This window comes from Hephaestia mangrovi (assembly GCF_019880555.1).
Lineage (GTDB): Bacteria > Pseudomonadota > Alphaproteobacteria > Sphingomonadales > Sphingomonadaceae > Sphingomonas > Sphingomonas mangrovi.
The window spans coordinates 24,019-47,364 of sequence record NZ_JAINVU010000009.1 but is presented as its reverse complement, the minus strand read 5'-3'; the positions used below and the strand labels follow the sequence as shown (position 1 = coordinate 47,364).

Annotated in this window: 14 protein-coding genes; 2 read left to right on the top strand and 12 right to left on the bottom strand. The window is 63.5% G+C overall.

Annotated elements, in window-relative coordinates:
- Nucleotides 1-159: 159 nt before the first annotated feature.
- Nucleotides 160-3,336: a TonB-dependent receptor gene (locus K7G81_RS16210; RefSeq protein ID WP_255587203.1), complete on the bottom strand. Its 3,177-nt coding sequence runs from the start codon at nt 3,334-3,336 to the stop codon at nt 160-162.
- Between the two features lie 444 nt (nt 3,337-3,780).
- On the opposite strand from K7G81_RS16210, the gene K7G81_RS16205 reads away from it, so the two are divergent.
- A complete protein-coding gene (locus K7G81_RS16205; RefSeq protein ID WP_255587202.1) occupies nt 3,781-5,619 on the top strand; it encodes a rhamnogalacturonan lyase in 1,839 nt (612 codons plus the stop codon).
- A 48-nt stretch (nt 5,620-5,667) separates the two neighbouring features.
- Here the strand turns inward: K7G81_RS16205 and K7G81_RS16200 are convergent, their stop codons facing one another.
- The 7 genes from K7G81_RS16200 to K7G81_RS16170 all read right to left on the bottom strand — a co-directional run bounded on the left by K7G81_RS16200 (nt 5,668) and on the right by K7G81_RS16170 (nt 15,475).
- Nucleotides 5,668-8,640: a glycoside hydrolase family 35 protein gene (locus tag K7G81_RS16200; protein WP_223031870.1), complete on the bottom strand. Its 2,973-nt coding sequence runs from the start codon at nt 8,638-8,640 to the stop codon at nt 5,668-5,670.
- Nucleotides 8,641-8,665: 25 nt separating this feature from the next.
- Entirely contained in the window at nt 8,666-9,631 is a 966-nt protein-coding gene (locus K7G81_RS16195) for an alpha/beta hydrolase (protein WP_223031869.1), read from the bottom strand.
- Nucleotides 9,632-9,645: 14 nt separating this feature from the next.
- Entirely contained in the window at nt 9,646-11,181 is a 1,536-nt protein-coding gene (locus K7G81_RS16190; protein ID WP_223031868.1) for an MFS transporter, read from the bottom strand.
- Nucleotides 11,182-11,263: 82 nt separating this feature from the next.
- The gene (bglB, locus tag K7G81_RS16185; protein ID WP_223031867.1) at nt 11,264-12,376 is read right to left on the bottom strand and encodes a beta-galactosidase BglB; all 1,113 of its coding nucleotides are present in this window, start codon (nt 12,374-12,376) and stop codon (nt 11,264-11,266) included.
- Nucleotides 12,377-12,408: 32 nt separating this feature from the next.
- Nucleotides 12,409-12,726: an L-rhamnose mutarotase gene (gene rhaM / locus K7G81_RS16180; protein ID WP_255587201.1), complete on the bottom strand. Its 318-nt coding sequence runs from the start codon at nt 12,724-12,726 to the stop codon at nt 12,409-12,411.
- Nucleotides 12,723-14,252 (bottom strand): rhamnogalacturonidase, encoded by a 1,530-nt coding sequence (locus K7G81_RS16175; protein WP_223031866.1) that lies wholly within the window; start codon nt 14,250-14,252, stop codon nt 12,723-12,725. Before K7G81_RS16175 ends, rhaM begins: the two co-directional genes overlap by 4 nt.
- On the bottom strand, nt 14,252-15,475 hold the full coding sequence (locus K7G81_RS16170; protein ID WP_223031865.1) for a rhamnogalacturonan acetylesterase: 1,224 nt from the start codon (nt 15,473-15,475) through the stop codon (nt 14,252-14,254). The genes K7G81_RS16175 and K7G81_RS16170 overlap by 1 nt, the downstream gene beginning before the upstream one ends.
- A 120-nt stretch (nt 15,476-15,595) precedes the next feature.
- Here K7G81_RS16170 and K7G81_RS16165 point away from each other — a divergent pair, with 120 nt between their 5' ends.
- Nucleotides 15,596-16,243, top strand: a complete 648-nt coding sequence (locus K7G81_RS16165) for a DUF6250 domain-containing protein (RefSeq protein WP_223031864.1) — start codon at nt 15,596-15,598, stop codon at nt 16,241-16,243.
- A gap of 16 nt (nt 16,244-16,259) precedes the next feature.
- Here the strand turns inward: K7G81_RS16165 and K7G81_RS16160 are convergent, their stop codons facing one another.
- From K7G81_RS16160 to K7G81_RS16145, 4 genes are all read right to left on the bottom strand, one after another.
- The gene (locus K7G81_RS16160) at nt 16,260-17,090 is read right to left on the bottom strand and encodes a rhamnogalacturonan acetylesterase (RefSeq protein ID WP_223031863.1); all 831 of its coding nucleotides are present in this window, start codon (nt 17,088-17,090) and stop codon (nt 16,260-16,262) included.
- A 66-nt stretch (nt 17,091-17,156) separates the two neighbouring features.
- On the bottom strand, nt 17,157-20,132 hold the full coding sequence (locus K7G81_RS16155; RefSeq protein WP_223031862.1) for a TonB-dependent receptor: 2,976 nt from the start codon (nt 20,130-20,132) through the stop codon (nt 17,157-17,159).
- 98 nt (nt 20,133-20,230) lie between these two features.
- Complete coding sequence (locus tag K7G81_RS16150) at nt 20,231-21,574, bottom strand: oligogalacturonate lyase family protein (RefSeq protein ID WP_255587200.1); 1,344 nt, start codon at nt 21,572-21,574, stop codon at nt 20,231-20,233.
- 261 nt (nt 21,575-21,835) lie between these two features.
- A complete protein-coding gene (locus K7G81_RS16145) occupies nt 21,836-23,227 on the bottom strand; it encodes a M20/M25/M40 family metallo-hydrolase (RefSeq protein ID WP_255587198.1) in 1,392 nt (463 codons plus the stop codon).
- Nucleotides 23,228-23,346: the final 119 nt, after the last annotated feature.

Here is a 23,346-nt window from a genome sequence, read left to right as displayed (position 1 = left end):
GCTCCGCATGAAGCGCTTGGAACGCGAACGCCGGTTTTCAAAGAACCGGATCGAAGCAACCAATAGCGGCTAGCGACGCAAGCCAAAAAAACGGGCGCCCGTTTTGGGGCGCCCGATAGGGGGAGTATGAGGGGTGCTTCGCGAGCACTCCCGGATCGTTCAGAACTTGACCTGGAACCCGGCGAAGAAGCGGCGGCCGGCCGAATAATAATCCACCGGCATGTCGCTGTTGATGTAGCTCTCCGAATATTCGTTGGTCAGGTTCTGCGCTTCGACGAAGAAGTTGGTGTGCAGTTTCGGGAAGCGGAAGGTGACCTTGCCGTCGAGATAGCCCTCGCCGCGGCGATAGATCGGATTATAGCCGTTGTTTTTGTCGCTAACGACGACCAGCCAGCTCGATCGATAATTATAGGCCAGCTTCGCGTTGAGCCAGCCTTTGTCATAGAAGATGCTGGCATTGTAGGTGTATTTCGACAGGCCCGGATAATCATTCAATGCGACGTTGGTCGCATCATTGGTCAGGTTCGTCTCGATCGCGCGGGCATAGGTGAAATTGGCCTGCACGCCGAAACCGTCGAACGGCCGCGGCAGGAACGAGAACACCGTCTGGCCGCTGATCTCGATACCGTCGAGCTTCGCGCCGTGCCCGTTGACCGACTGCCGCACCGTGAAGGTATTGCCGTCGTGGAACAGGTCGACATTATCCCGCGTCACGTTGGGAACGATGAAGCTGCTCTCGTATTTCTTGTAATAGCCGATGCTGACCATCGTATCGCGGTTGGGATACCAGGCGAGGTTCACTTCCCATTGATCCGCGCGATATGGCTTCAGATCGGGATTGCCGGCCGAGCAGACCGTCTCGTCGGTGACGTCGACCGTGTCGTAGGTACAATTGATGTTGGGCACCAGATCGCTTGGCTTCGGCCGCGCGAGATTCTTGGCGTAATTCGCGCGCAGGAACAGTGTCCGCGTGATGCCCAGATTGGCGTTCACCGCGGGCAGAATGTCGGTGTAGCTATGCGAGATCGAGGCCGAATCCGCGCCTACCGTGACGGTTTCGGTGCCGCCGCCGCTGCCAGGCTTGATGCGAATTTCGGTGCGTTTGTAAGTGCCGGTGCCCGCGTCCTTGGTATATGCGTAGCGCACGCCGAAATTGCCGGTGACGGGCATGCCGAAGAGGTGGAAATCATAATCCGCCATGAGATAGCCGTCGGCGATCGTCTCATCGATCTTGTAACTCGGGATCTGCGGCAAACCATTGGCCTGGAACAGCAGGTTATGATTGAAATTGGACAGATCGTAATATTGTCCGAGGACGTCAGAATTGAACTTCGGAATGGCAAGCTCCGACGGCGCGTCCGACGGTGCGTTGCGCAGCGTGGAGAACAGCGGCGCGCCCGGGATCGTGCCGGTCGTTTGTGACAAGAGCTGCTGATACTGATCCGACGTCAGATAGACGGTATTGGCCGCCGGATTGGCCGGCGGTGTATCGGTGATGACCGTATAGATATTCTGGTTGGCGCTGTCCTGATAGGTCATCGTCGTTGGATCGAGCAGCCGCGTGCCGCCGCCGTTATAGGCCTTGAAGCTCGACCAGCGGAATTGGCCGCCATATTCGATGCGGTTGACGAACGACGCGCCGGTATCCCAATCGGCGTCGAGCTTGAGCTGGTTTTCGGTGCTCCTGCCCCAGGTCGGGCGGTATTGCAGCGTCGGGCCAGATTGGATCAGCGGCTGGCCGTCAGCGCCGACCTGATCGAAATGCGAATAGGAATTGGGGTCGGCGGGGTCGAACGAGCCCGGGAAAACGAAGGATGGGGTTCCCAGCGCATTCTGCCGGTCGATCGTCAAGCCCGCGACACTGGTCGAAAATGCATAGGAGTTGGTGTTGCCACTGGTCGTCGCGATCGAGTGCGACGCAAGGCCCTTGAGATTGAGGCCGCCCAACGTCCAATCGAAGCCGGTCTGATAATATTGCGAATTCTGATCGTAGCTGAAATCGCGGGCCTGCACCCCGATGATTCCATCGGCACCGCTGTAATTCGGCGCGGCATCGGTCCCGATGTTCACCGAATTGAGCGCCGTCGTCAGGCTGGTGACGACATGGTTGGCGTTGACCGTCGCTGAATCGAGCGCGACCTGCGGCTGCAGGTTGCCGATCGCCGGATCGAGCTGGAAGCGCTGGTAGCGCCCGAGGTCGATCGAATAATTGTTGTCGTTCAGTTCCTGGTTACGGAAGTTGAGCTGCGCCTCGACATGCGCGCGGAAATTGTGCGCGACTTCATATTGCAACTGAAGATCGGCCGAGATGCGCTTGTCGTGGCGAATCCAGCTCCGATAGCGCGGCACCGTCGGTGCCCAGTCGAAGAACTGGCGTTCGCAATCGAGCCGGTTGGACGAACCCGAAACCGTCGCGCAGCTCGCATAGGTGTCGTAGTTCGCATAATCCGGGTTGGCGACGGTCTTCTGGTCGGAATGGTCGAAATCGGCGAGCTGTTTCCAGTTGGTGTTGCTGATGTAATCCTGCCGCGTGTCGACGTTGTCGTAAGTGATGTTGGCGAGGACGCCGAGCCGGCTGCTGCCGAACAGGTGCGGCGTGCCGACGACCAGCGTGCCGCGCGGCTTCCAGCTCTTGGTCAGTTCGAGATATTGTTCGGACGCGACGAGGCTGACGATCGGCGCCTTCAATTCCAGCGGTCGCCGCGTCTCGACGCGCACGGTGCCGCCGATGCCGCCTTCGGTGATGTCGACCGCATAGCCCTTGTACACGTCGATCGACTTGACGAGTTCGGCGGCCAGGTCGCGGAAGTCGCCCGAGCGGCTGCCGTCGGTGTTGCCGCCGAGCATGCTGACGCCATTGACCTCGATGCGGTTGAGATCGGGCTCGACGCCGCGGATCGAAATCTGCGTGCCCTCGCCGAAGTCGCGGCTGAGCTGCACGCCCGTGATCCGGGCGAGCGCATCGCCGACGTTCTTGTCGGGGAAGCTGGCGATATCATCGGCAACGATCGAATCGACGACGGTATTCGCGTTCTTCTTGCGCGAGATGGCCGAGCGGAGTGACGCGCGTGTGCCGACGACGAGAATGTCGCCTCCCGTGCCGCCGGCCGTTGCGTCGGTTGATTGAGCCGCGGCCTGGTTGCGAGACTGTGCTGTACGACGCGCGTCTTCGCGATCGGTCTGCGTTTGGGTCGGTGCTGTGCTGTCCGTCGCCGACGACGCCCCGTTCTGCGGCGCGGCGGCCAATGCCGGCGTTGCGATCGAACAGGCGATCGCCATGGCAAGCCAAGACGTCGTCGTGAATGTACGCGGGCTTCGTTCGCGCGAAGCGTTCATGATTTTTCTCCTCTCCTGGACGAGCGCATCCGGTCGTCGTCGAGACCCCCTCGATCGCCGTTGTGCTCGCTTATTCGATATATTCGGGCGGTTGTTGTGCGCGCCCCGTCGGGCCGCTCGTGCGGCAATGCTGATTAGCTGACGCTTCTATCTGGCCGGTGCATCCCTTCCCCTTTTGTCTCGCAGGCTGTTGCCCGTCGTGGTTGTTCGCCGGTTAGCGGCGACCGTGATCGCTCCCCTTTGCGAACGATCAGACAATTCATAAAAAAAGACTACATTGCCAAATTGTGAAACGCAATCATAATTGATGGGATAAACACACCGGCCGGGAACGGTCGCTTGAGAGGGGATGCCGGAATGGCTCGAACACGTCTTAATTGCCTGTATTTTACGCTCTTGCCTTTGGCTCTAGCCGCGCTTCCATCGGCGGCGAGCGGCCGCGAAATGGAGCATCTCGATCGCGGCGTGGTCGCGGTGCCGGGGCAGGCCGGGGGTGTTTTCGTGAGTTGGCGCCTGCTGGACAGCGATTCGGCAAATGCACGATTCGACGTCTTCCGGGACGGCACCCGGATCAATACCCGTCCCCTGGCCGGGGCGACCAGCTTGCTCGATCCGAAAGGCACGGCGCGATCGCGCTACAGCGTTGCAATGGTTGGCGCCAAGGGCGATGGAGAGCGTTCGGCGCCGGTCGCGGTCTGGGCCAAAGGCTATCTGTCGATCCCGCTGTCACCGCCCGCCGATGGCGTGACGCCGGCGGGCGATCATTACAGCTACACCGCCAACGATGCGAGCGTCGGCGACGTCGATGGAGACGGCCGCTACGAGATTATCCTCAAATGGGATCCGACCAACAGCCACGACAATAGTCAGACAGGTTATACGGGCGACGTCTATATCGACGCCTATACGCTGACGGGGAAGCGGCTGTGGCGGATCGATCTTGGCCGTAACATCCGCGCCGGCGCGCACTATACCCAATTCCTCGTTTACGATTTCGACGGCGATGGCCGCGCCGAGGTGGCGATGAAGACCGCCGACGGCACGATCGACGGCACCGGCAAGGTGATCGGCGACGCTCACGCCGACTGGCGCAGCAAAGACGGTGCGGTGCCGCAGCGCGACCATACCGGCGCGCGTGTGCTTGCCGACGGCACGATGGTCGCGCCAATGCAGGGCCGGATCGTCAACGGCCCCGAATATCTCACCGTGTTCGACGGCCGCACTGGCGCAGCACTGGCCACGGCACCTTACGATCCGCCGCGCTATCCCGGCGGCAACCCGACGCCCGAGCAACTCGCAAAGAGCTGGGGGGACGGTTACGCCAATCGCTCGGACCGCTTCCTCGCCGGCGTCGCCTATCTCGACGGGCAGCATCCGAGCATGATCTTCGGTCGCGGCTATTATGCACGGACGGCGGTAGCCGCCTGGGACTATCGCCACGGCAAACTCACTGAACGCTGGCTGTTCGACAGCGCCAAGCCCGGCAACGAAAATTATGGCGGCCGCGGAAACCACCAGCTGAGCATCGCCGACGTCGATCACGACGGCCGCGACGAAGTGATCTACGGGTCAATGGCCGTCGATGACGACGGCAAGGGGCTATGGACCGACCCGCTCTATCATGGCGATGCCATGCACGTGTCGGACCTCGATCCCAACCGGCCGGGCTTCGAGAAATGGGGGGTGCACGAAGAGGTCGATCGCAACGGCCATATCGGCTCGGCGCTGCTCGACGCGCGGACCGGGGAGATTCTCTGGACCAAACCGGCCACCCGCGACGCCGGCCGCGGCCTCGCCGCCGATATCGATCCGCGCTACGTCGGCGATGAACTATGGGGCGCCAATTCGCGCGACCTGTTCGATGTCCATGGCAACGCGATCGGGCCGGCGCCGCGCCAGACCAATTTTGCGATCTGGTGGGACGGCGATCTGCTGCGTGAATTGCTCGATGGGACGACGATCTACAAATGGGATTGGCACAAGGGCATCGCCGATCCGATCCTGCACCCCGACGATATCGCGTCGAACAACGGCACCAAGGCCAATCCGGCCTTGCAGGCGGATATTCTGGGTGACTGGCGCGAAGAGGTGATCTGGCGAACCGCCGACAATCGCGAACTGCGCATCTACACCACCCCGATCCCGACGACGCATCGCTTCGTCACGCTGATGCAGGATCCGGTCTATCGCGAGGGCGTGGCATGGCAGAACGTCGCCTACAACCAGCCGCCGCACGTGAGCTTTTATCTGGGCGAGCGAACCGCGTCGGAGCAGGCGCAATGACGATCTGAGAGCGGGGTGGCGCTGCCGTTCGGGCGCCGCCGCCCGCCCTCAATTCGCCTGGTCGGGCGCCTCGACCATCTCCACCGGCACGCCGCCGCGCACGTGGTACATCGTCACCAGCTTGACCGCCTCCAGCGCATCGCCCGGCTTGCCGTCGCCGGTCACCGCCAGCGCCAGCGTGTTGGCGCCGTGGTTGTTCATGATGCCCGGCGGGATCGGGAACACGCGCTGCGGCCCGACATTGGCAATGAACTGGCCCATGTTCCAGCCGTTGACAAAGATCAGCACGCGATAGCGACGCGGCGATCGCGGCGTCGTCGGGTCGCCGATCTGGACGCCGATCGTCGCGTCGTCGCTTTTCGGCACGTCGAGCGTGAAGCGCGTGCGATACCAGGCGGTGCCGGCGAACGGCATCGTGGTGGGCACCTCGACGCGCTGCCAGCGGCTGTCGTCGAACCCCGGCAACGACCAGCCGACCCGTTCGCCATAAAGCCCGCCGTTGTTGAGCGGCCCGCGCGCCCGATCGACCAGCGTCTCGCCGCCCTGGCGGCCCTGAATCTTCCAGTCGATCGGCACCGCGAAGCTGTCGCCGCCGGGGCGCGACAGCGAGGCGGAGATCAGCCCGCGCGGTTCCTTGTGCGCGTCGTCGGTTTCCAGGTCCCAATTATGGCCGTCGGGCCGGATCATCACCGACAGCACGTGCGTGCCCGATTGCTGCGCAGCATCGGGCAGGTCGAAATCGGCCATACCGACCGTGATCGGGCGGGCGAGCCCGGCGGGCAGCTCCTGCTCACCGACGAACCGGCCGTCGAGCCACAGTTGCAGCATGCCGGCACCGCCAGCGCCATAATGCAGCGCGATCTGCTGCGCGTCGGCACTCCCTTGGAAGCGCCCGCGATACCACACGTCGCCATCGTGAAAGCCATAGGCGTCCATCTGCAGCGTCGGCTCGCCGGTCGGCGGGCGGATCGTCGAGCGGTCGGGCGCGCCATCGGCCTTGATCCAGTCGCTGTCGTCGAAGCCGGGCTGCGCCTCGGGCGACCCCGCGTGATAGCGCCACGTCGCGCGGGTGAGGTCAGGCAGCACGATCGGTTGCGGCCCGGCGAGCGGCGCGGTGGCGATCAGGCTGCCGCTCGCGCTGCGGCGCGTCGCGACCGGCGTGCCGTTCCAGGTAACGCTGGTAACCTGCGCCGGAGCCCACACCTCGAGCGGTTCGGCCGCCTTGGTGTCGCCGGTCATCGCCAGCGTGCTGCCCGACACTGTGGCATGGCGGACGAGCCACGGGCCATGGTCGAGCACCTCGTCCTGGCGGAAGAATTGCTGCGCAGCATGTTCGTCGCCGATCAGCAGCAACAGCGATGCCCGCCCGCCGCCGCTGATCCGCACGCGCGCCAGTCCGTCATGGGCGTAATCGAGGCGGAGGTCGTGGTGCGCGGCATCCCAGCGCGACTGTACCGATCCGGCCAGCACCTCGACCCTGGGCGCGCTGGCATAGCGCAGCACGGTCTGGCCGGGTTCACCAGCGCGGCCGTAGAACAAGGCGATATCTTCGTCACCATGGCGCAGCACCGTCTGCAGCTCGGACGTCGAATAGACCAGATGCTGCCGCGCGATATCGGTGCTGGCGAGCAGCAGCTTGGCGTCTTGCCCGTTCAACTGCATCGGGAAGCTGTAGCGGCCATCGGGCAAATCGGCGGTGACGGTGAAACGGTCGTCGGTGCGCGCATTGGACGGCTTGTGCACGACGAACAGCAGTTGCGCGTGCGTATCGGGGTTCTGGTCGTGATAGACCTGCACGCGATCGCTGGAGACGGCTACCGGCGGCGCCTTCTCCAGCCGCGCAAGATCGGGCACCGCCTGCACGAATTCGCCGAGCTGCTTGAGCTCGAGCGCCTTAGGCCGCAGGGCGCGCGCCTCGTCGATCGCGGCGCCGTAATCGTAGGAGGCGTAGACCACGGGCGCGGGCAGCCAGCCCCAGCTGGTCCCGCCATAGGTCATGTAGAAATTCTGGATGGCGATGCCGTTGGCGATATTGGTGCCGTAGAAGACGCGCTGATAGCCGTTGCCGCGCTGGATCGCGTTGCACGGATACATGCCGTTCGATCCCCAGTAATCGAACCAGCCGCCGCCGAACTCGGCGGCAAACCCCGGCGTATGCGGCGAGGCGCTGGCGCCGCCATCGGCGCCGCCCGCGCCGTACATGCCCCAGTCGGGCGCCGGGCTGCCCTTCGCCGGCTGGTTGTGCACCGAGCAGACGCCGCCGGGATAGCCGTCGAAAGCGTAGAGGTCGTTCGGCCCTTTGACCGTGCCCGGCACGTCACTCGACGCTGGCACCCACCGGCCGTGGCGGCCGGCATCGTTGTGGAAGATCGGCACGGTGATGCCGTCCGCGCGCGCCTCGTCGTAGAGATGCTGCATGTAGCGCTGCTGCGTCGGCGCGGTCGCGCTCAATTCGTTTTCGATCTGGTGCAGGATCACCGTCCCGCCCCCATTGTCGAGCTGGTGCCGCGCGATGATCCGGTTGACGCGGCTCAGCCATTGATCGGCGGCCGCCATATATTCGGGATCGTCGGTGCGCGCTTTCGCCTTCTGGTTGACCAGCCAGCCGGGGAAGCCGCCGCGCGACAGCTCGGCGTTCACATACGGCCCCGCACGGGTGATGACGTAGAGATGCTCCTCGGCCGCCATGTCGAGCAGACGATCGATGTCGCGGATGCCGGTGAAGTCGTACTCGCCCGATTTCCACGTGTGATAGCCCCAGTCAAAATAGAGCGACACCGCGTTGAACCCGCTCGCCTTCATCTTCTGCAACACGTCGCTCCACAGATCGGGCGAGGGCAGGCGGAAGGGATGGAACTCGCCCGACCAGATCATCGTCGGCTTGCCGTCGATCATCAGCGAATAATGATCGAACGTGACGCGGTGTGTGACCGGCTTGGCCGGTACAGCAGGCGCCGCCGCGGTCAGGCTGGTCGCCGCCAGCAATACTGCGGCGGCGCGCCGGGTGATCGATGATGTCATATGCCCCCTCCTGTTTTGTCGTTGGTCAGCTCGGCCAGCCGTGATCGCGGGTGAAGGCGATGAACAGTTCCTGCCAGGGCACCGGTCGGCCATCCTTGTGCGGTGCGGGCGGGCCATGGCCGCCTTTTTCGAAGATCATCAATTCGGTCGGAATCTTCGCCGCGTTGAGCGCCTGAAACATCAGAATGCTGTTTTCTGGTGGCACCACCGGATCGTCGGCGTTGCAGGCGACAAACGTCGGCGGCATGTCGGCGGGCAGGTCGAGCTGCGCCGACCAGCGATGCTGCGCGGCCGGATTGTGCAGGCGATCGCCCAGCAACTCCTCGCGCGACTGTTTGTGCACGCCCTGGTCCATCATCGTGATCACCGGGAAGAACAGCCCGGCGACGTCGGGCCGGTCCGACTGTCGGTCGATCGCGTCGATCGGCTGGTAGGTCTGCAGCGCCGACCGGCTGGCGGTCCGCGCGGCGAGATGGCCGCCGGCCGAATAGCCCGAAATCGCGACACGCCGGGGATCGACGTGCCAGCGCGTGCCGGCGCCGGCGCGGATGATGCGCATCGCGCGCTGCGCATCCTGCAGCGACACGTCGGGCCCCGCCGCCCAATGATCGTGGGGCAGGCGATAAAGCAATTCGAACGTGGTGATGCCGCGCGCGGCGAACGATCGTGCGATATCCGATCCGTGCGTGCCCACCGCGACGCGGACATAGCCGCCGCCCGGCACGACCAGCATCGCGGCGCCGTTGGGGTTCTTCGGCTTCAAAGCCGTCAGCATGGGAGTCGCGACGTGCGTCCAGGCGATGTCGTCGGGCGGCCCGTCAGGGTGGCGCTTGACGAACACGTCCTTCACCGGCGTTGCGGGGGGACCGGGCGGTGGACCCGGCCAGATCGGGAAGCGCTCGATCGTTAGATCGTCGTCACTTGCCGCCAGAGCCGGTGCCGCCGCCACGGCGAGCGCGCCGGCTAGGATGCCGCGTCGGGTTGCCTCCATCGTTCCGCTCCTCATCATGCTCCGCGCATCGCGCGGCCCCACAATTGATCGTACCGCCAGCCCGACAGGTTCTCGGCGACCGCCTTGGCCTCGGGCGAACTCGGCTCGGTATGACCGGCGCGCAGATGCTCGATCTCTTCCATCAGGATGTGGTGCGTGACGGGATCGATGCGGAAGCGCAGCGAGACCAGAATGCCGAACACCAGCACTGCCAGCGTGCCCGCGCCGAGCACCCAGACGACGACGTGGATCGCCTGCGGACTCTGCACCGCCGCTTTCGACTGGAACCCGCCCCAATCCATGATCAGCCCAACGCCGGCGACCGCGGCGGCCTGCGCCGCCTTGCGGATGAAGGTCATCACGCCGGCGAAGCTGCCCTCGCGCCGCCGCCCGGTGACGATCTCATCGACATCGGCCATGTAATTGTAGGTCGCCCAGGGAATGTAGTTGAGCGCGCCGCGGCCCAGCCCGGCGAACACGATCGGGATCCACAGCATCCAGCTGTCGCCGCGCACGCCGGCCATCCACTGCGCGATCAGGATGACGGTGCCGACGCCGAACGACACCGCGGCGATGCGATAGGCGCGTCCCGGCGAACTGCGCAGCGCGACGTTGATGGCGATGCCGACGGCGACCAGCTGCACGACGTACATCCACCCGAGCAACCCGGAGGCGATCGCGGTGGTGCCGGCCAGCGCGAAGATCACGAAGAAGGTGAAGGCGGCGTTGAATACGTCCTGGCTGATATAGCCGCCGAGATACATGCCGAGGTGCAGCCGGAACGCGCGGATGCGCATGGTCGAAAACAGGTTGCGGTAAAGCGTCGTGAACGTCTCGACGATGCCGACACGCTCGGCGGCGGTTTCACTCGGCTGAGCCGGCGGGCGCTGCCGCTCCCAGCTGAAGGCGTACAGGAACCCGGCGGTTGCCATGAAGAGCACCGCAAAGATCGCGCCCATGTAGAAGAAGGTCCAGGCGCTGTCGCGACCGAGATAGTCGATGATCCACATCGGCATGAAGCCGGCCAGGATCGCCGCGATCTGGCCGGTGAAGATGCGGAAACCCGCGAACTTGGTCTTGTCGCGATAGCTCGTCGACATCTCGGCGGCGAGCGTTTCGAACGGGATGATCTCCATCGCATAGACCATCTCGAACAGGATGTAGGTGACGAGATAATAGAGGAACGCCTGTCCCGGCAGCCACATCAGCGCGAAGGCCGGCAGCAGCGGGATCGCCGCAAGGATGAAGAACCGCCGCCGCCCGAACGTCCGCCCCAGCCAGGTGCCGCCGAAATGATCGGAGAGATGGCCGATCACCGGCGAGGTGAAGGCGTCGAGGATGCGCGCGATCGCAAAGATCGTCGCCGCCTGCCCGGCGCTCAGCCCGCAGAATTTGGTGTAGAAGATCAGCACCCAGCCGGAGACGACCGCCATCGACCCAGCGCCCAGGAAGTCGTTCGACCCATAGGCGAGGAAGTTGATCAGCCGGATCGGCCGCTGCCGGGCCGGGGCAGGGGCGGTATCCAGCGTGGCGACCGGGTCACTGGCCATGATGGGCTTCCTCTCGTTGGGCGCGTGTCGAGCCGCGCCATTGTCGCGGGCGGGCGCCGTATGGTCGCCCGCCCGGCTATCGTCAGATGTAGGTGCGCAGGAACTCGCCGAGCGCGCAGATCGCCAGGCTCTGGCCATAGGGCATCGAGGTCAGCGCGATGTCCTTGTAGAATTGCATCGTCTCGCCCATCGCGGTGCCGAAGCTGACCTGCTGCAGCTCGCCGGTGTCGTCGATATGGGCGAGCACACCCTCGATCGCCTTGATGCCGACGGCCTCGTACTGCCGCGGCAGATAGCCCTTCCGCACGGCCTTCAGGATGCCATAGGCGAAGCCGGCAGTGGCCGACGCCTCGAGATAGCTCGACGGATCGACGATCAGCGTGTGCCACAGCCCGCTTTCGTCCTGGTGCTCGGCGAGCGTCTTCACCTGCGCCGCCAGCGTGTCGATCAGGAAGGTGCGGAACGCGTCGCCTTCGGGCAGGTCGAGCATCTCGATGATCTCGGGGATCGCGATCGTCACCCAGCAATTGCCGCGCGCCCACAACGCGCCGGCGAAATTGTGCCGCCCGTCGAACGTCCAGCCGTGGTACCAAAGACCGGTCTGGCGATCGAACAGATATTTGATGTGGATGAGGAACTGGCGCTTCGCCTCCTCGATATAGTGCGGCCGGCCGAGCAGCTGCCCGATCCGCGCCAGCGGCAGCACCGACATCATCAGCGTGTCGTCCCACATCTCCTGCGGGTTTTCGTCATTGTAGACGATGTGCTGGAAGCCGCCTTCCTCGGTCTTGGGCAGGCCATCGGGCGCCATCAACCACTCCGCCCAGACATCGAGATAGGGCAGATAGGTGATGTCGCCGGTCTGTTCGTAGAGATTGGCGAGCGTCAGGAACGGCGCCATCGTGTTGATATTCTTGGTTGGCGTGCCCTCGGCGAAGCGGTCCTCGAACCATTTCAGCATGATGTCGAATGCCTTCTGGTCGCCGGTCTGCTCCCAATAGCGATAGAGGCCGAACAGGCCGACGCCGTGCGTCCATTCCCAGCCGGCCCAGCCCTTGGTGTCGATCACGCGGCCGTCGTCAAGGCGCAGCAGGAACTCGCCGGTCTCGTCCTTGATGTTGACCAAATTGTCGATCAGCCTGTCGATCGACGCCACGACCTCGTCGCGGGGAATGGAATGGGTGATCGCAGCCATGAATGCTCCTTGGGGCCCTGGTGTGGCCGGTGTCAGTCGAGATGAAAAAGCGGAATGAGCGGCCATTCGACCGGCCGGTTGTCGGGATGCACGTCCATCAACGGCGCCATATAATCCCACCATTTCTTCATCACGGGGTGATCGGGCAGGGCGTCGCGGTTGTTGTCGTCGGTCAGTTTCAGCACGGCGAACAGCCCCAGCGTCTCTTCGTCGAGGAAGATCGAATAATCACGGATGCCGCTGTCGTGCAAAAGGTGCGCGAGCTCGGGCCAGATTTCGTCGTGACGCTTCTTGTATTCGGCGACGACGCCCGGCTTGAGCCGCATGCGGAAGGCGTGGGTGGTGGTCATTTCACGATCCTGCGCTGGGGCCAGAGCGGCGTATCGGCGACGTGCATGTCGGCGGCGTTGCCGATGACGATCGGTGGCCGGGCATCGGGCGCGGCGATGATCATCGTCAAGCGGTCGAGCGTGACGGCATGAACATGGCGCATCCACAAGCCCCAGGCAGGCAGCACGCCGAACATGCTCGGTTCGGGATAGGCGGTCGGCACCGCGGGCGGCACCCGCGCGGCGTCGGTCGCGGTGCCGCCGCCACGAAAGCCGAGGTCGACGCGCGTGATCGTGACATCGTTGACCGGACGGCCGGGCAGACCGGCGAGAATCGCGGGATAGCGATGATCGATGCCGGTCGCCTTCACATCGGCAATACGAATGCCGCGCGTTGATCCGATGCCGGTGCCAGCGGGGCCGCGCGCGCGATTGCCGATGCGGACGAAGATCGGCGCGGTGGTAACGTCGTTCATCACCAGATCACGCGCGATGACATTCTCCATGTCGCCGCCGTCGACTGTTTCAAGCGCCAATCCGCGGCTGTGATCGAAGCGGCACCGTTCGATCAACACATTACGATAACCGCCATTGCTTTCGGTGCCGAGCTTGATGCGGCCGGTCGGCCGATCGCGGTCGGGCGCGAGCTGCTGCGTCGTGCCATTGCTGCCGCCGAGCATCGTGCCGAGATCGTAGCCGGAGACATGGCAATCGCTGATCGTCACGTTCTCGGCGGCGATCGGCCGGCCCAGCGCCAGGCTGGACTTGAGGACGATGGCGTCGTCATTGGGCGTGTTGATGCGGCAGCGGCGGACGGTTGCGTCTCTCACGGCATCCAGGTCAATGCCGTCGCGTTCGGCATCGATCCGCAGATTGTCGATCTCGATCGCCTCCGTCCCGGTCGCCAGGATGGCGATATGGCCGCCACGGCTGATCGTGAAGTCGGCGAGCCGGATGCGGCGGCCGAGCCTCAGCGCGATCGCCTTGTCGCCCAGCCCGCGCATCGCCGCTTCGTCGCTTTCCAGCTTGGCGATCTCGGCCGCGCTCATGTGCTGCATCGACAGCGGGCGCTCGCCGGTCTGCGCGTGCCAGCGGGCGCCGGGTCCGTCACGGGTGAGACCGGTGCCGAGGATCAACCCTGGGCCGCTGATCGTCACGTCCTCGACGCCATCGCCCCAGATCAGGCTGTTGTGCCAGTGGCTATGGCCGAAATCCTGATAGAGTTGTGGGCCGCGATCCTCGGCCGCGTCATATTGGCCGCCGTCCCGTGCCGGATCGGCTGCGATGACCACCGCGCCGGCCTCGAACAGCAGCGACACCCGGCTCGCCAGCCGGATCGAAAAGCAGCGATAGTGCCCGCGCGGGATGTGGACGACACCGCCGCCGCGCCGGGCCGCTTCGACAATCGCGGCGTTGAAGGCATACGTGTCGAGCGTCTTACCGTCGCCGCGTGCGCCGAAATCCCGCACGTCGAGCAATGTTTCGGCCAGCGCCGAAAACGGCACCGCGGCGATCGCGCTAGCGGCCAGGAGTTCGCGGCGCGTCATCAATTGCCTGCCGGGCGTATATCGCTGTGGGCGCCGCTCGCGGGAATCGCGATCGTGCCGGGCAGCGGCGGATGCGCGGGATCGAACGCGCGAAATGCCGGCTGCACATGAGCGGCCAATGTCGGCGCGGCCTTGGTCAGACCGGCGGCGACCACGCGCGCCAGCATCCAAGCGCCATAATTGTCGTTGTGCGTCAGGTCCCGCCCGCCATCGTTGAACGCGAGCGACGCGCGCTCGGGGCCCAGTGTTTCGTAGATGCGGCGGCTGGCCGCGTTGAGATCGATCAGCGACACGCCTTCTTCCGCCGCGACGCGCTTCATCGCGTCAACATAATCGGCCAGCGTATGCTTTAGCGTCCCGTCGGGCTGGAACATCCGCCGTTCGGGCGAGGTGACGAGGATGGGGTGCATGCCGCGTCGCCGCGCCTCGGCGATATAGGCCTTCAGATAGGCTGGATAGGTGTAACGCGGATCGGCATAGGTCTGCGGCCAGTTCGCCTTCTGGTCGTTATGGCCGAACTGAATCAGCAGCCAGTCACCCGGCTTCGCGAGCGCCAGCACCTTGTCGAGCCTCAGCTCGGTAAGAAACGATTTCAGCGTTTCGCCCGACCAGGCGTGGTTATCGACCGCAACCGTGTCGTCGATCATCGCCGGCAGCATCTGCCCCCAACTGGCAGTCGGCTCATATGGTTGATCGGTGACGGTAGAATCACCGGCCAGGAACACGGTCGGCGCGTCGACCGGGTTGATCGAGATGGTCGAAACGTCGCCATCGCCCAGCAGTTCGAGCGTCAGCCTGTCGTCCCATTCCCGGGTTTTGCGCTCGATATCGCTGATCCGCACCGCCGCCCCGCCCGGCGCATTGGGCGGCGGCGGTGCAAGCGCCGGCGTACGCACGGGCACCAGGAATTCGCGCGATGCCTGGTGGCCTGGTCCGGTCGGCACGTCGAACAGCATCAGCCGCCGGTTCTCGGCCTTGACCGTTACCGCGCCGGGGCGATCGCCAAATGTCAGCCTGACTCGATAGACCCCCTCGGGCACGGCGACCGAGAACAAACGGTCGCCGGGTTTCGACGTCGCTTCATAGCCATAGGTGCCTGGTTCATAGAGATGGTCCGCGGTGACGTCGGTATAGCCGCTGCGTGCACCGTCCAGCGCGAACGCCAGATGAGGGGCGTCGGCGGCGTGCGCACCGCTACCGAGCAACAGCCCCGCGGCGATCATGCCTGCGCTCCATCGCGATACCACGCCCCCCAATGCTCCATATTTGCCAAATGATGACAATATATTCCATTTTATGATAGTTGGCCAGTATCCGATGCCGATCGATCGCAGGGGAATGCCATGTTGTTGCTCGCTGCCAGCCTCGCCGCTGCCGCGCCGGCGCTTACCGATGATTTTCGTCACGGCTTGGCGAAATGGCGCATAGAGGCGGAAGCGCCGGCCAAGGTGTCCGCGCGCGGCGGAATTCTTGATGTCGATACGCCCAAGGGCATTTCGCTGTGGTTCCGCCGTCCGCTGACCGGCCCCGTCAGCATCAGCTTCGACGTGGAGGCGGTTGCGAAGGGTGGTCCCAATGACGCCGTGAGCGACGTCAACGCCTTCTGGATGGCGCATGAGGCCGGCGAGCCGGGGACGGCGCCGCTTGCGCAGCGTAGCGGGGCCTTCGCGACCTACGATACGCTCCAGACCTATTATGTCGGCATCGGCGGCAATCGGAACACGACAACGCGATTCCGCCGCTATGTCGGCCGTCCCGGGGATCGGCCGCTGCTGCCGGTCAACGATCTCAAGGCAAAGTCGGCCATGTTGCGGCCCAACGCCTGGACGCACATCGAACTGATTGCCTATGGTGGCCATGTCGTCGTGCGCCGCGACGGCCAGACGCTGTTTTCCTATGACGATCCGCAGCCTTATACGCGCGGTTGGTTCGCGCTGCGCACGACGAAGAGCCACCTGCGCTATCGCAACTTCAGGATCGATCCGCGCTGACACGTCAAGTGGCCGCTCACCAGCAGGTCGGCGAACCGTGCGCGGTGATCGTGGCGGGGTCGGGCGTGTGGACCTCGCGTGCCAGCGGACCGTCGATCGATTTCAGCCCCTGGCCGACCAGCACCGCCGCGACGCGCGCGCCAAGCTCATTGAGGTGCGTGGTGTCGTGATGTCCCTGCGGGAATCGCGCGATATGATCGGCGGGCGTGTAGATCATGTAATAGCGATCGGCCTTGCCGGCGCCGACATGGCCGAAAAATGCCTGAGCGCGGGCATCCAGATCGATCAATGGCGTATGCGTATCGGCGGCGACCTTGTGAACCGCCTGCGCCCAGGCGCCATGCGTTTCCTTGATCGTGCCGTCCGCATTGAACTCGTCGCGCGCGATCGGGGTGATCAGGATCGGTTCACCCTGCCGCGCGCGAACGTCAGCGACGAACTTGGTCAAGTTCTCGGCATATTGCGGCGGATCGACATGACGGTACATCTTGGTCGTGTCTTCGTCGTTATGGCCGAATTGTATCAGCACCGTATCGCCGGGTTTCAATTGGTCGAGCAATTGCTGCCAGAACCCGTCGGATACGTAAGTCTTGGTGCTGCGCCCGCCGTGCGCCATGTCGATCACCTGCAGGTCGGTTGGCACCATGCACTGTAGGAACATGCCCCAGCCCATCTGCGGATATTGCGAGCGGGTGTAGCGCGCCGCGGTGGAATCGCTCGCGATGAAAATGCGCGGGCGCGTCTCCTTGGCGGTCGCAGGTACGGTCGGGGCTGGTTTCGGGGGCGTCGGCGGCGCGGCCTGGACCAGTGACAGGGTGGCGGCGGCAACGAGCCACGATGAATTCATGTCGGTTTCTCCCTGATCTCTACCGCCGCGCCTGGGGAGGATGGCGCGGCGGCAGAGCCTTCGAAATCAGAATTTGTAGCGCGCACCGAAGAAGAACTGGCGGCCGGTCTTGCTATAGACCTGCTGATCGCGGCGATCCTGGCCGTCCCAATAGCTAGTTGCCTCATTGGTCAGGTTAAGGGCGTCCATCGTCAGCGTCACGTGCGGCGTGATCTTGTACGACAGCGACGCGTCGACATTGGTGCTGCCATAGGCGCCGGTGACATCGGCAAGGCCCGACCGCAGCGGTACCTGACGGACATATTCGTCGCGATAGGCGAGCGAAACGCGCGCCGACAGCTTCGAATCTTCATAATAAAGCGTCGCGTTGGCGGCGTTGGGCGAGGCATCGACCAACGGGGCCGACAGCGAAGGGCCGCTGGCCTGGGTCGTCAGGATATAGCTGATGTTCGAATGGATATGCGTGTAATTGACGATCGCTCCGAAGTGCTTGAGGAAGCCCGGCAGGAAGGTGAAGGGCTGCTGATATTGCACCTCGATGCCGTCGATCTTGCCGCCGCTGGTGTTTTCATAGGTCGTGATGTTGGTGGTGGTGTTGGGATCCTGATTGGACGTCAGCAGCGACAGCGGCAAACCGGCTGCGGCGTAGGTCGTCGTTGAGGTGATCTGCTGCACGAAGCTGCTCAGATCCTTGTGGAAGTAGTCGAACGACAAGATTGCGCCATGCTGAAAATACCATTCCAGACCGGCGTCGAAATTGGTCGCGCGATAAGGATCGAGATAGGGATTGCCGACCGTCGCGGTGAACGGTGTCTGCGCCGTGCCGATCGAGCCGCCCGGCGTCAGATAGCCCAGTTCGGGTCGAGACATCACCTTCGACGCGGCGATGCGCGCGGTCAGCTTGGGCGTGATGTCGAGGGCGAAGTTGGCTGACGGCAGCCAGTCTCCATAGCTGCGTTTGGCGATCGTGAGCACGCCATCGCCGACATAGCCCTGCGAGCGCTGCCACGTCTTGGCATAGCGAACGCCGATGTTGCCGCGCAGCGTCATGCCGTTGGCGAAATCGAAATCGAAATCCGCCTGCAGATAGGGGCTGAGATCCTGCTCCTGCACCGAGCGGTTGTCGCCCTGCGATCCGGTGCCCAGGCTGCCGATCCGCCAATCGCCATATTGGTTCTGGCAGAGGCAATCGACGCCGTACAATTCCATGATCTTGTCGATGTTCGGCACGATGAACGAATTGGTCGAGCCGGCGGGCAGCCCGATATCGTTGATCGTCACCATCGAACTCAGGTCGCCGATCGTCACGCCGCTGGGCAGCGCCGGGATGTTGGTGTTCGACACCAGCCGCTGCTCACGGGTCGAAATGAAATTGAACCGCTTGGCGGCGACGCCAGCACGCGCCGTGATCGCATCGTTGAGCTTGTACTGAAGATCGAGCTTCAGGTTCTTCAGACGGTTGTCGACCGTGGAGGCATATTCGCGAATGCTGTCATAGCCGTTCTGGAAGCTCCAGTTCGAGGGATCGGTGGCGTCGAAATTATAGTCGAGCAGCGGCTCCTTGGGGTTGGTGCGCGCATCGTAGACGAAGCCGTTGCTGTCGAACCGGCTGAACGTCACCAGCCGCGAATACGGATTATCGAAATAGGAATCCGCCTGGCCGTACATGATATTGAGCTTGCCGCGATCGCCGAGATCCTGCTCGATATGAATATCGGCCTGATAGAAGCGCGTCGTCGAGATATCGTGCGAATTGACGACGCTGAAATCGGTGTCGTCGAACACGCCGTAGACGAGCTGGCCGTTGCTATCGACCTGGGCATCGCGAATCTTCATGTTCGGACGCCCGGCGAACAGCGCCGGATCGAGCCCCGAGCCCGCCGGCGGCGAGCCCAGCCCGCGATTGAGGCTGATCGGGTTGGTGGCGAGGTCGTTCTTGTCCTGATGCAGGCGCGAGAAAGCGGCGTCGATCGTGATCAGCGAGTGATCGCTGGGCCGCCACTGGACCGATCCGGTGATGCCCAGCCGCTCCTGACGATCGATGAAGCGCCCGTAGCCAGGCAGGCGCGGCACGAAGACATTGGGCTGATTGACGGTATTGTACGCATCCGGTGTCGAGCCGGGATAGTCGCCGGTCGCGGGCACGCATTGCGAGGCGTGCGGGGTGCTACCGACCAGCGGGTTCACCGGCGTGACCATCGAGCCTGGAACGACCGGACAGAAGCCGCTGTTGATGTCGCTGAAATCGGCCAGCGAGGTATCCGAATAGGCATCCTCCTGGATCGTCCGCTTGCTGTATGCAGCCGAAAGCAGGATGCCGAAGCGGTCGTTGTCGAACGTCTTGCTGACGAGGCCGGCGAGGCGAGGCTCCCAGCTCTTGTTGATGTCGTAATAGGCGCCTTGCGCCGATACCGCCGCCTGGAAGCCGGGGTGATCGAACGGACGCGCGGTCTGGAGGTCGACGGTCGCGCCCAGCGAGCCTTCGTCGACATTCGCGGACTGTGTCTTGTGGACGACGATGGAGTTGAACAGTTCGGAAGCGAACACGCTGTAATCGAACCCGCGGCCGCGATTGACGCCGGCGCCCAGCGTGGAGCCCGTCGTGCTCGATACCGTCTCCATCCCGTTGAAGCGGGTGCGGCTGAAATTGCCGCCGAGCCCGCGCACGGTGATGTCGCGACCTTCGCCACCGTCACGTTCGATCGAGATGCCCGGAATGCGCTGCAGCGAGTCTGCAAGGTTTGCGTCGGGGAAGGACGCGATGTCCTGGGCGTTGATCGCGTCGACGATCTCGCTGGAATTGCGCTTGGTCTGGATCGCCGAGGCGAGGCTCGCGCGGAAGCCAGTGACGACGATGTCCGCGCCGGCAGGCTGCTGTGAATCGGCTTCCGGCGCGGCCGGCGATGTCACCGGTTCCGGCGTCGTCGCGCTCTGCGTCTGGGCCGAGGCGGCGGCTGGGCACAGCAGCACATTCGCAGTGGCAAGTACCGTGGCCGATAGCCAGATGCTGCGGCGGCTAGAGACAAGGCGAACGCTCGACAAGGCTTCCTCTCCGATCCATAATGTGGAATATTATTCTATAAAATGAAATTGAACCCAGTTTGGGCATCTGTCAAGAGTAGCGTCCCGCTGGTTCCTGGTTATCGGGGCGACTTGGCGAGCTCGACCGCGAAAACATAGCTCGGGCCGAACATGTTCGATCGGAAGATCAGCCATTTGCCGTCGGGCGAGAATTTGCCGTTCGGCTCCAGCCGGTAATCCTGCTTTGTCATGTCGACCAGCTTTTCGGCAGTGAAATAGCCGGGTTCGATCAGCGATGCGGAATTGGGGGAGGGAATGCCGGCATCGGGAATCACGCGATGGGGCGTGAACAGGTATAGCCATTTGCCGTCCGGCGCGTGGGCAACCATGTTCGGGTCCCCGCCGTCGCCGGAGAACATCGAACGATCGGCCGACTGGTTGTAATGAACCGACCATTCGTTGCGCGTGAGGTGATACCAGGTGCGCTTGCCCGTCGCGATGTCATAGCCGGCCACCCAGAAATCCTGTCCGCGCGGCGTTTGCAGGTCGTACCAGATGGTCTTGCCGTCGGTGCTGAACCATTCGTGGCCGGCGATCTCCATGTTCATCGTGCGCTGGTGGATCTTGACCGGCTTGGCACCGGGCTGGTCGAGATGCAGTAGCCACAATCGATCGACCTTCTGCCACGGGCCTTCATGGCAGAACATCAGCAGGGCGGGATCGGTCGGCGAGAACTGGAGGTGGTTCAGCCAGTCGGTCGAACTATAGATCGCGCGTTGCTGGCCGGTATGCGTATCGACGACGAACATCGTCATAGGGATTTTCGCCTCGAGCCGCTCGTTCATGCGGATTTCCTTGGCATCCGCATAGGGCAACGGCTTTCCATCGGCGCCTTTCGCCTGATAATTGGCCTGGCCGAAGCGGCTGTCGCTTTTCTTGAAATAGTCGAGCGATTGCGATGAGGCTGTTGGGTCGGTCATCACCCCGCCCAAAAGCGTCTCGTCGGCATTGATCGTCTGGATGTCGCCATGCGCGATGTCGGTGATCTTGCGCTGCTTGCCGGTATCGATGTCGACCGCATACACGGTCTTCGGGCCGTCGGCGTCTTTCGACAGCGTCTCGTAATAGACGTTGCGCGTCTTGTGGCCAGTGAACAGCAGCCGATAGGGCACCGCGATGTCGCGAACCGGCCTTTCCTTGAACGTCTTCAAGTCGATCGCCGCGATGCCGCGGGGCGTGGTGATGACCATCTTGTCGCCTTGGGGGGTATAGGCGTCGTAGTTGAAATAGAGGCTTAGGCTACCCGGCTCGTTCGACAGGCGAACGATGCGATGCCCGGTATGCGGATCGATCCAGTCTCGCGGAACCTGGGCGGTGGGGGAGGCCTGCTGCGCTGCCATCAGCGGCATGGCTGCAAGCTGCGCCGCAGCCACGAGCCCGATTTCCAGCGCGGCAATTTTCAACCGCGATCGCTTGCTTGGTCCCATCGCGTCCTCGCCTACCCGATTTCTATATAGTGGCATATTATTTCATCAAATGGAATTTGATGTCAATGGCGCGATTGACACCGATCACCCAGGACCGACGTCGCTTTTTTTCCGTATTTCTCGATTGCCGGTCGCGCAGCCGGCGGCGCGTGCATCGGCTTCCGCCGAATCGAACGGGGCGGCCGATCGGCCGAGAAAAGATCTATGCCCGAGGCGGCAATTGACCGATGTCCCGCGCTATTTGGACAGCGCGGGCAACAGTATGAGATAATAGTCGATAGCGGGACGGATGTTTGCGATCGGCGTACGCTCGTTCAATCCGTGGCTGAAATCGTCCGATTCCTTGATGAACACCGGGCTCGCGCCATAGCTCGGCACATGGTGATAACGAAACCACATGCTGTCGCTCGCGCCCGATGCCATGCTGGGGAACACCGGCACGCCGGGATAAACCTTGCTCATCGCGTCGTGCACTGCGTCGATGAAGTCGGCGCGCCGGGGCGAGGCGTCGTTGGGTACCGATCCCACCGTTACGTCTTTGAACGATACCGCGGGATCGCCAACCACCTTTTGCAGCTCCGCCATGATGTCGGCGGGTTTGTGCCCGGGAAAGATCCGGCAGTTGACGTTCGCAGTGGCGCGTCGCGGCAGGGCGTTGAGCGCGTGCCCGCCGTCGATCATCGTCGCGACACAGGTCGTGCCGATCTTGCCGATCGTCGCCGGGTTTGCCGAAAGCGTGGCGATCGCCCGCGCGTCGGCGGGATTGCCCGCGAACGCGCGCATCGCCGCGCCGATTTCGGGGTCTTCATATTGTGCGGCGGTAAGGAAATAAGATCGAGTCAGATCGCTTAGCTCGGGTTTGAACTGATAAGCACCAATCTTCACCAGCGCTTTTGAGAGTTGGACGATGGCATTGTCCTTGCGGGGCATCGACGAATGGCCGCCAGGATTGGTGACGGTCAGCTCGAAATCGGCATAGGTCTTTTCGGCGCCTTGCCAGGTGAAATATTCGGGTTTGCCCGTCTTCTCGTCGAGCGTGCCGCCCCCGCCGTCGATATTGAGCACCAGATCGCTGTCCGCGAGCTTGTCGGCGATAATTGCGCTGGTCTTCATCGCGGTTTCCTCGTCGCCCGAGAATTCCAGAATGATGGTCCGGCGCGGATGATAGCCTTCGCGCTTCAGCTCGATCAACGAGGCGATGGCGAGTGTCCCGTCGAGTTTCATGTCGGTCGCCCCGCGCCCGAACAGATAGCCGTTTTCGACCACCGGCTTGAACGGATCACGCTGCCAGTCGGCGGGATTCGCCGCGACCACGTCCATATGCCCCGAGATCACCAGTGGCTTGAGCTTGGCGTCGCTGCCCGGCCAGCGCGCGATCAGATAGGCGGTATCGTCGACCGGCGTGATGGTGACGTCGCTGTCGGCGAAGTCGCCCGCAACCAGCGCGGCCTTGTAAAGCGCGGCGACCTGGGGCGTTTGGTTGCCGGGGCCGCTCACCGATCGCAATGAAATCGCCTGTTCGGCGAGGTCGAGTGCCTGCGCTTCAGCCTTCGGGTGGCTGGGAAGGGTCGGCTGGGCATTCGCGGCAAGCGCCAGCGCTGCGCCGCCGATAAGGATCTGTTTCCGCAACGGTGAGCTCCTGAAATCGAATATCAATGCTCTATGGCCACTAGAACCGGCCAAACTGAGCCGATGCGCAAGTCTCTTCGGTGGCGCATGCTCAAGCACCGCCATCGAACATGGCGGAC

Excerpts from the sequence above, each read along its gene's own strand:
- rhaM (WP_255587201.1), bottom strand. The coding sequence starts at position 12,726 with ATGACCACCACCCACGCCTTCCGCATGCGGCTCAAGCCGGGCGTCGTC.
- K7G81_RS16190 (WP_223031868.1), bottom strand. The coding sequence starts at position 11,181 with ATGGCCAGTGACCCGGTCGCCACGCTGGATACCGCCCCTGCCCCGGCC.
- K7G81_RS16165 (WP_223031864.1), top strand. The coding sequence starts at position 15,596 with ATGTTGTTGCTCGCTGCCAGCCTCGCCGCTGCCGCGCCGGCGCTTACC.
- K7G81_RS16160 (WP_223031863.1), bottom strand. The coding sequence starts at position 17,090 with ATGAATTCATCGTGGCTCGTTGCCGCCGCCACCCTGTCACTGGTCCAG.
- bglB (WP_223031867.1), bottom strand. The coding sequence starts at position 12,376 with ATGGCTGCGATCACCCATTCCATTCCCCGCGACGAGGTCGTGGCGTCG.
- K7G81_RS16200 (WP_223031870.1), bottom strand. The coding sequence starts at position 8,640 with ATGACATCATCGATCACCCGGCGCGCCGCCGCAGTATTGCTGGCGGCG.
- K7G81_RS16205 (WP_255587202.1), top strand. The coding sequence starts at position 3,781 with ATGGAGCATCTCGATCGCGGCGTGGTCGCGGTGCCGGGGCAGGCCGGG.
- K7G81_RS16195 (WP_223031869.1), bottom strand. The coding sequence starts at position 9,631 with ATGGAGGCAACCCGACGCGGCATCCTAGCCGGCGCGCTCGCCGTGGCG.
- K7G81_RS16170 (WP_223031865.1), bottom strand. The coding sequence starts at position 15,475 with ATGATCGCCGCGGGGCTGTTGCTCGGTAGCGGTGCGCACGCCGCCGAC.
- K7G81_RS16210 (WP_255587203.1), bottom strand. The coding sequence starts at position 3,336 with ATGAACGCTTCGCGCGAACGAAGCCCGCGTACATTCACGACGACGTCT.
- K7G81_RS16175 (WP_223031866.1), bottom strand. The coding sequence starts at position 14,252 with ATGACGCGCCGCGAACTCCTGGCCGCTAGCGCGATCGCCGCGGTGCCG.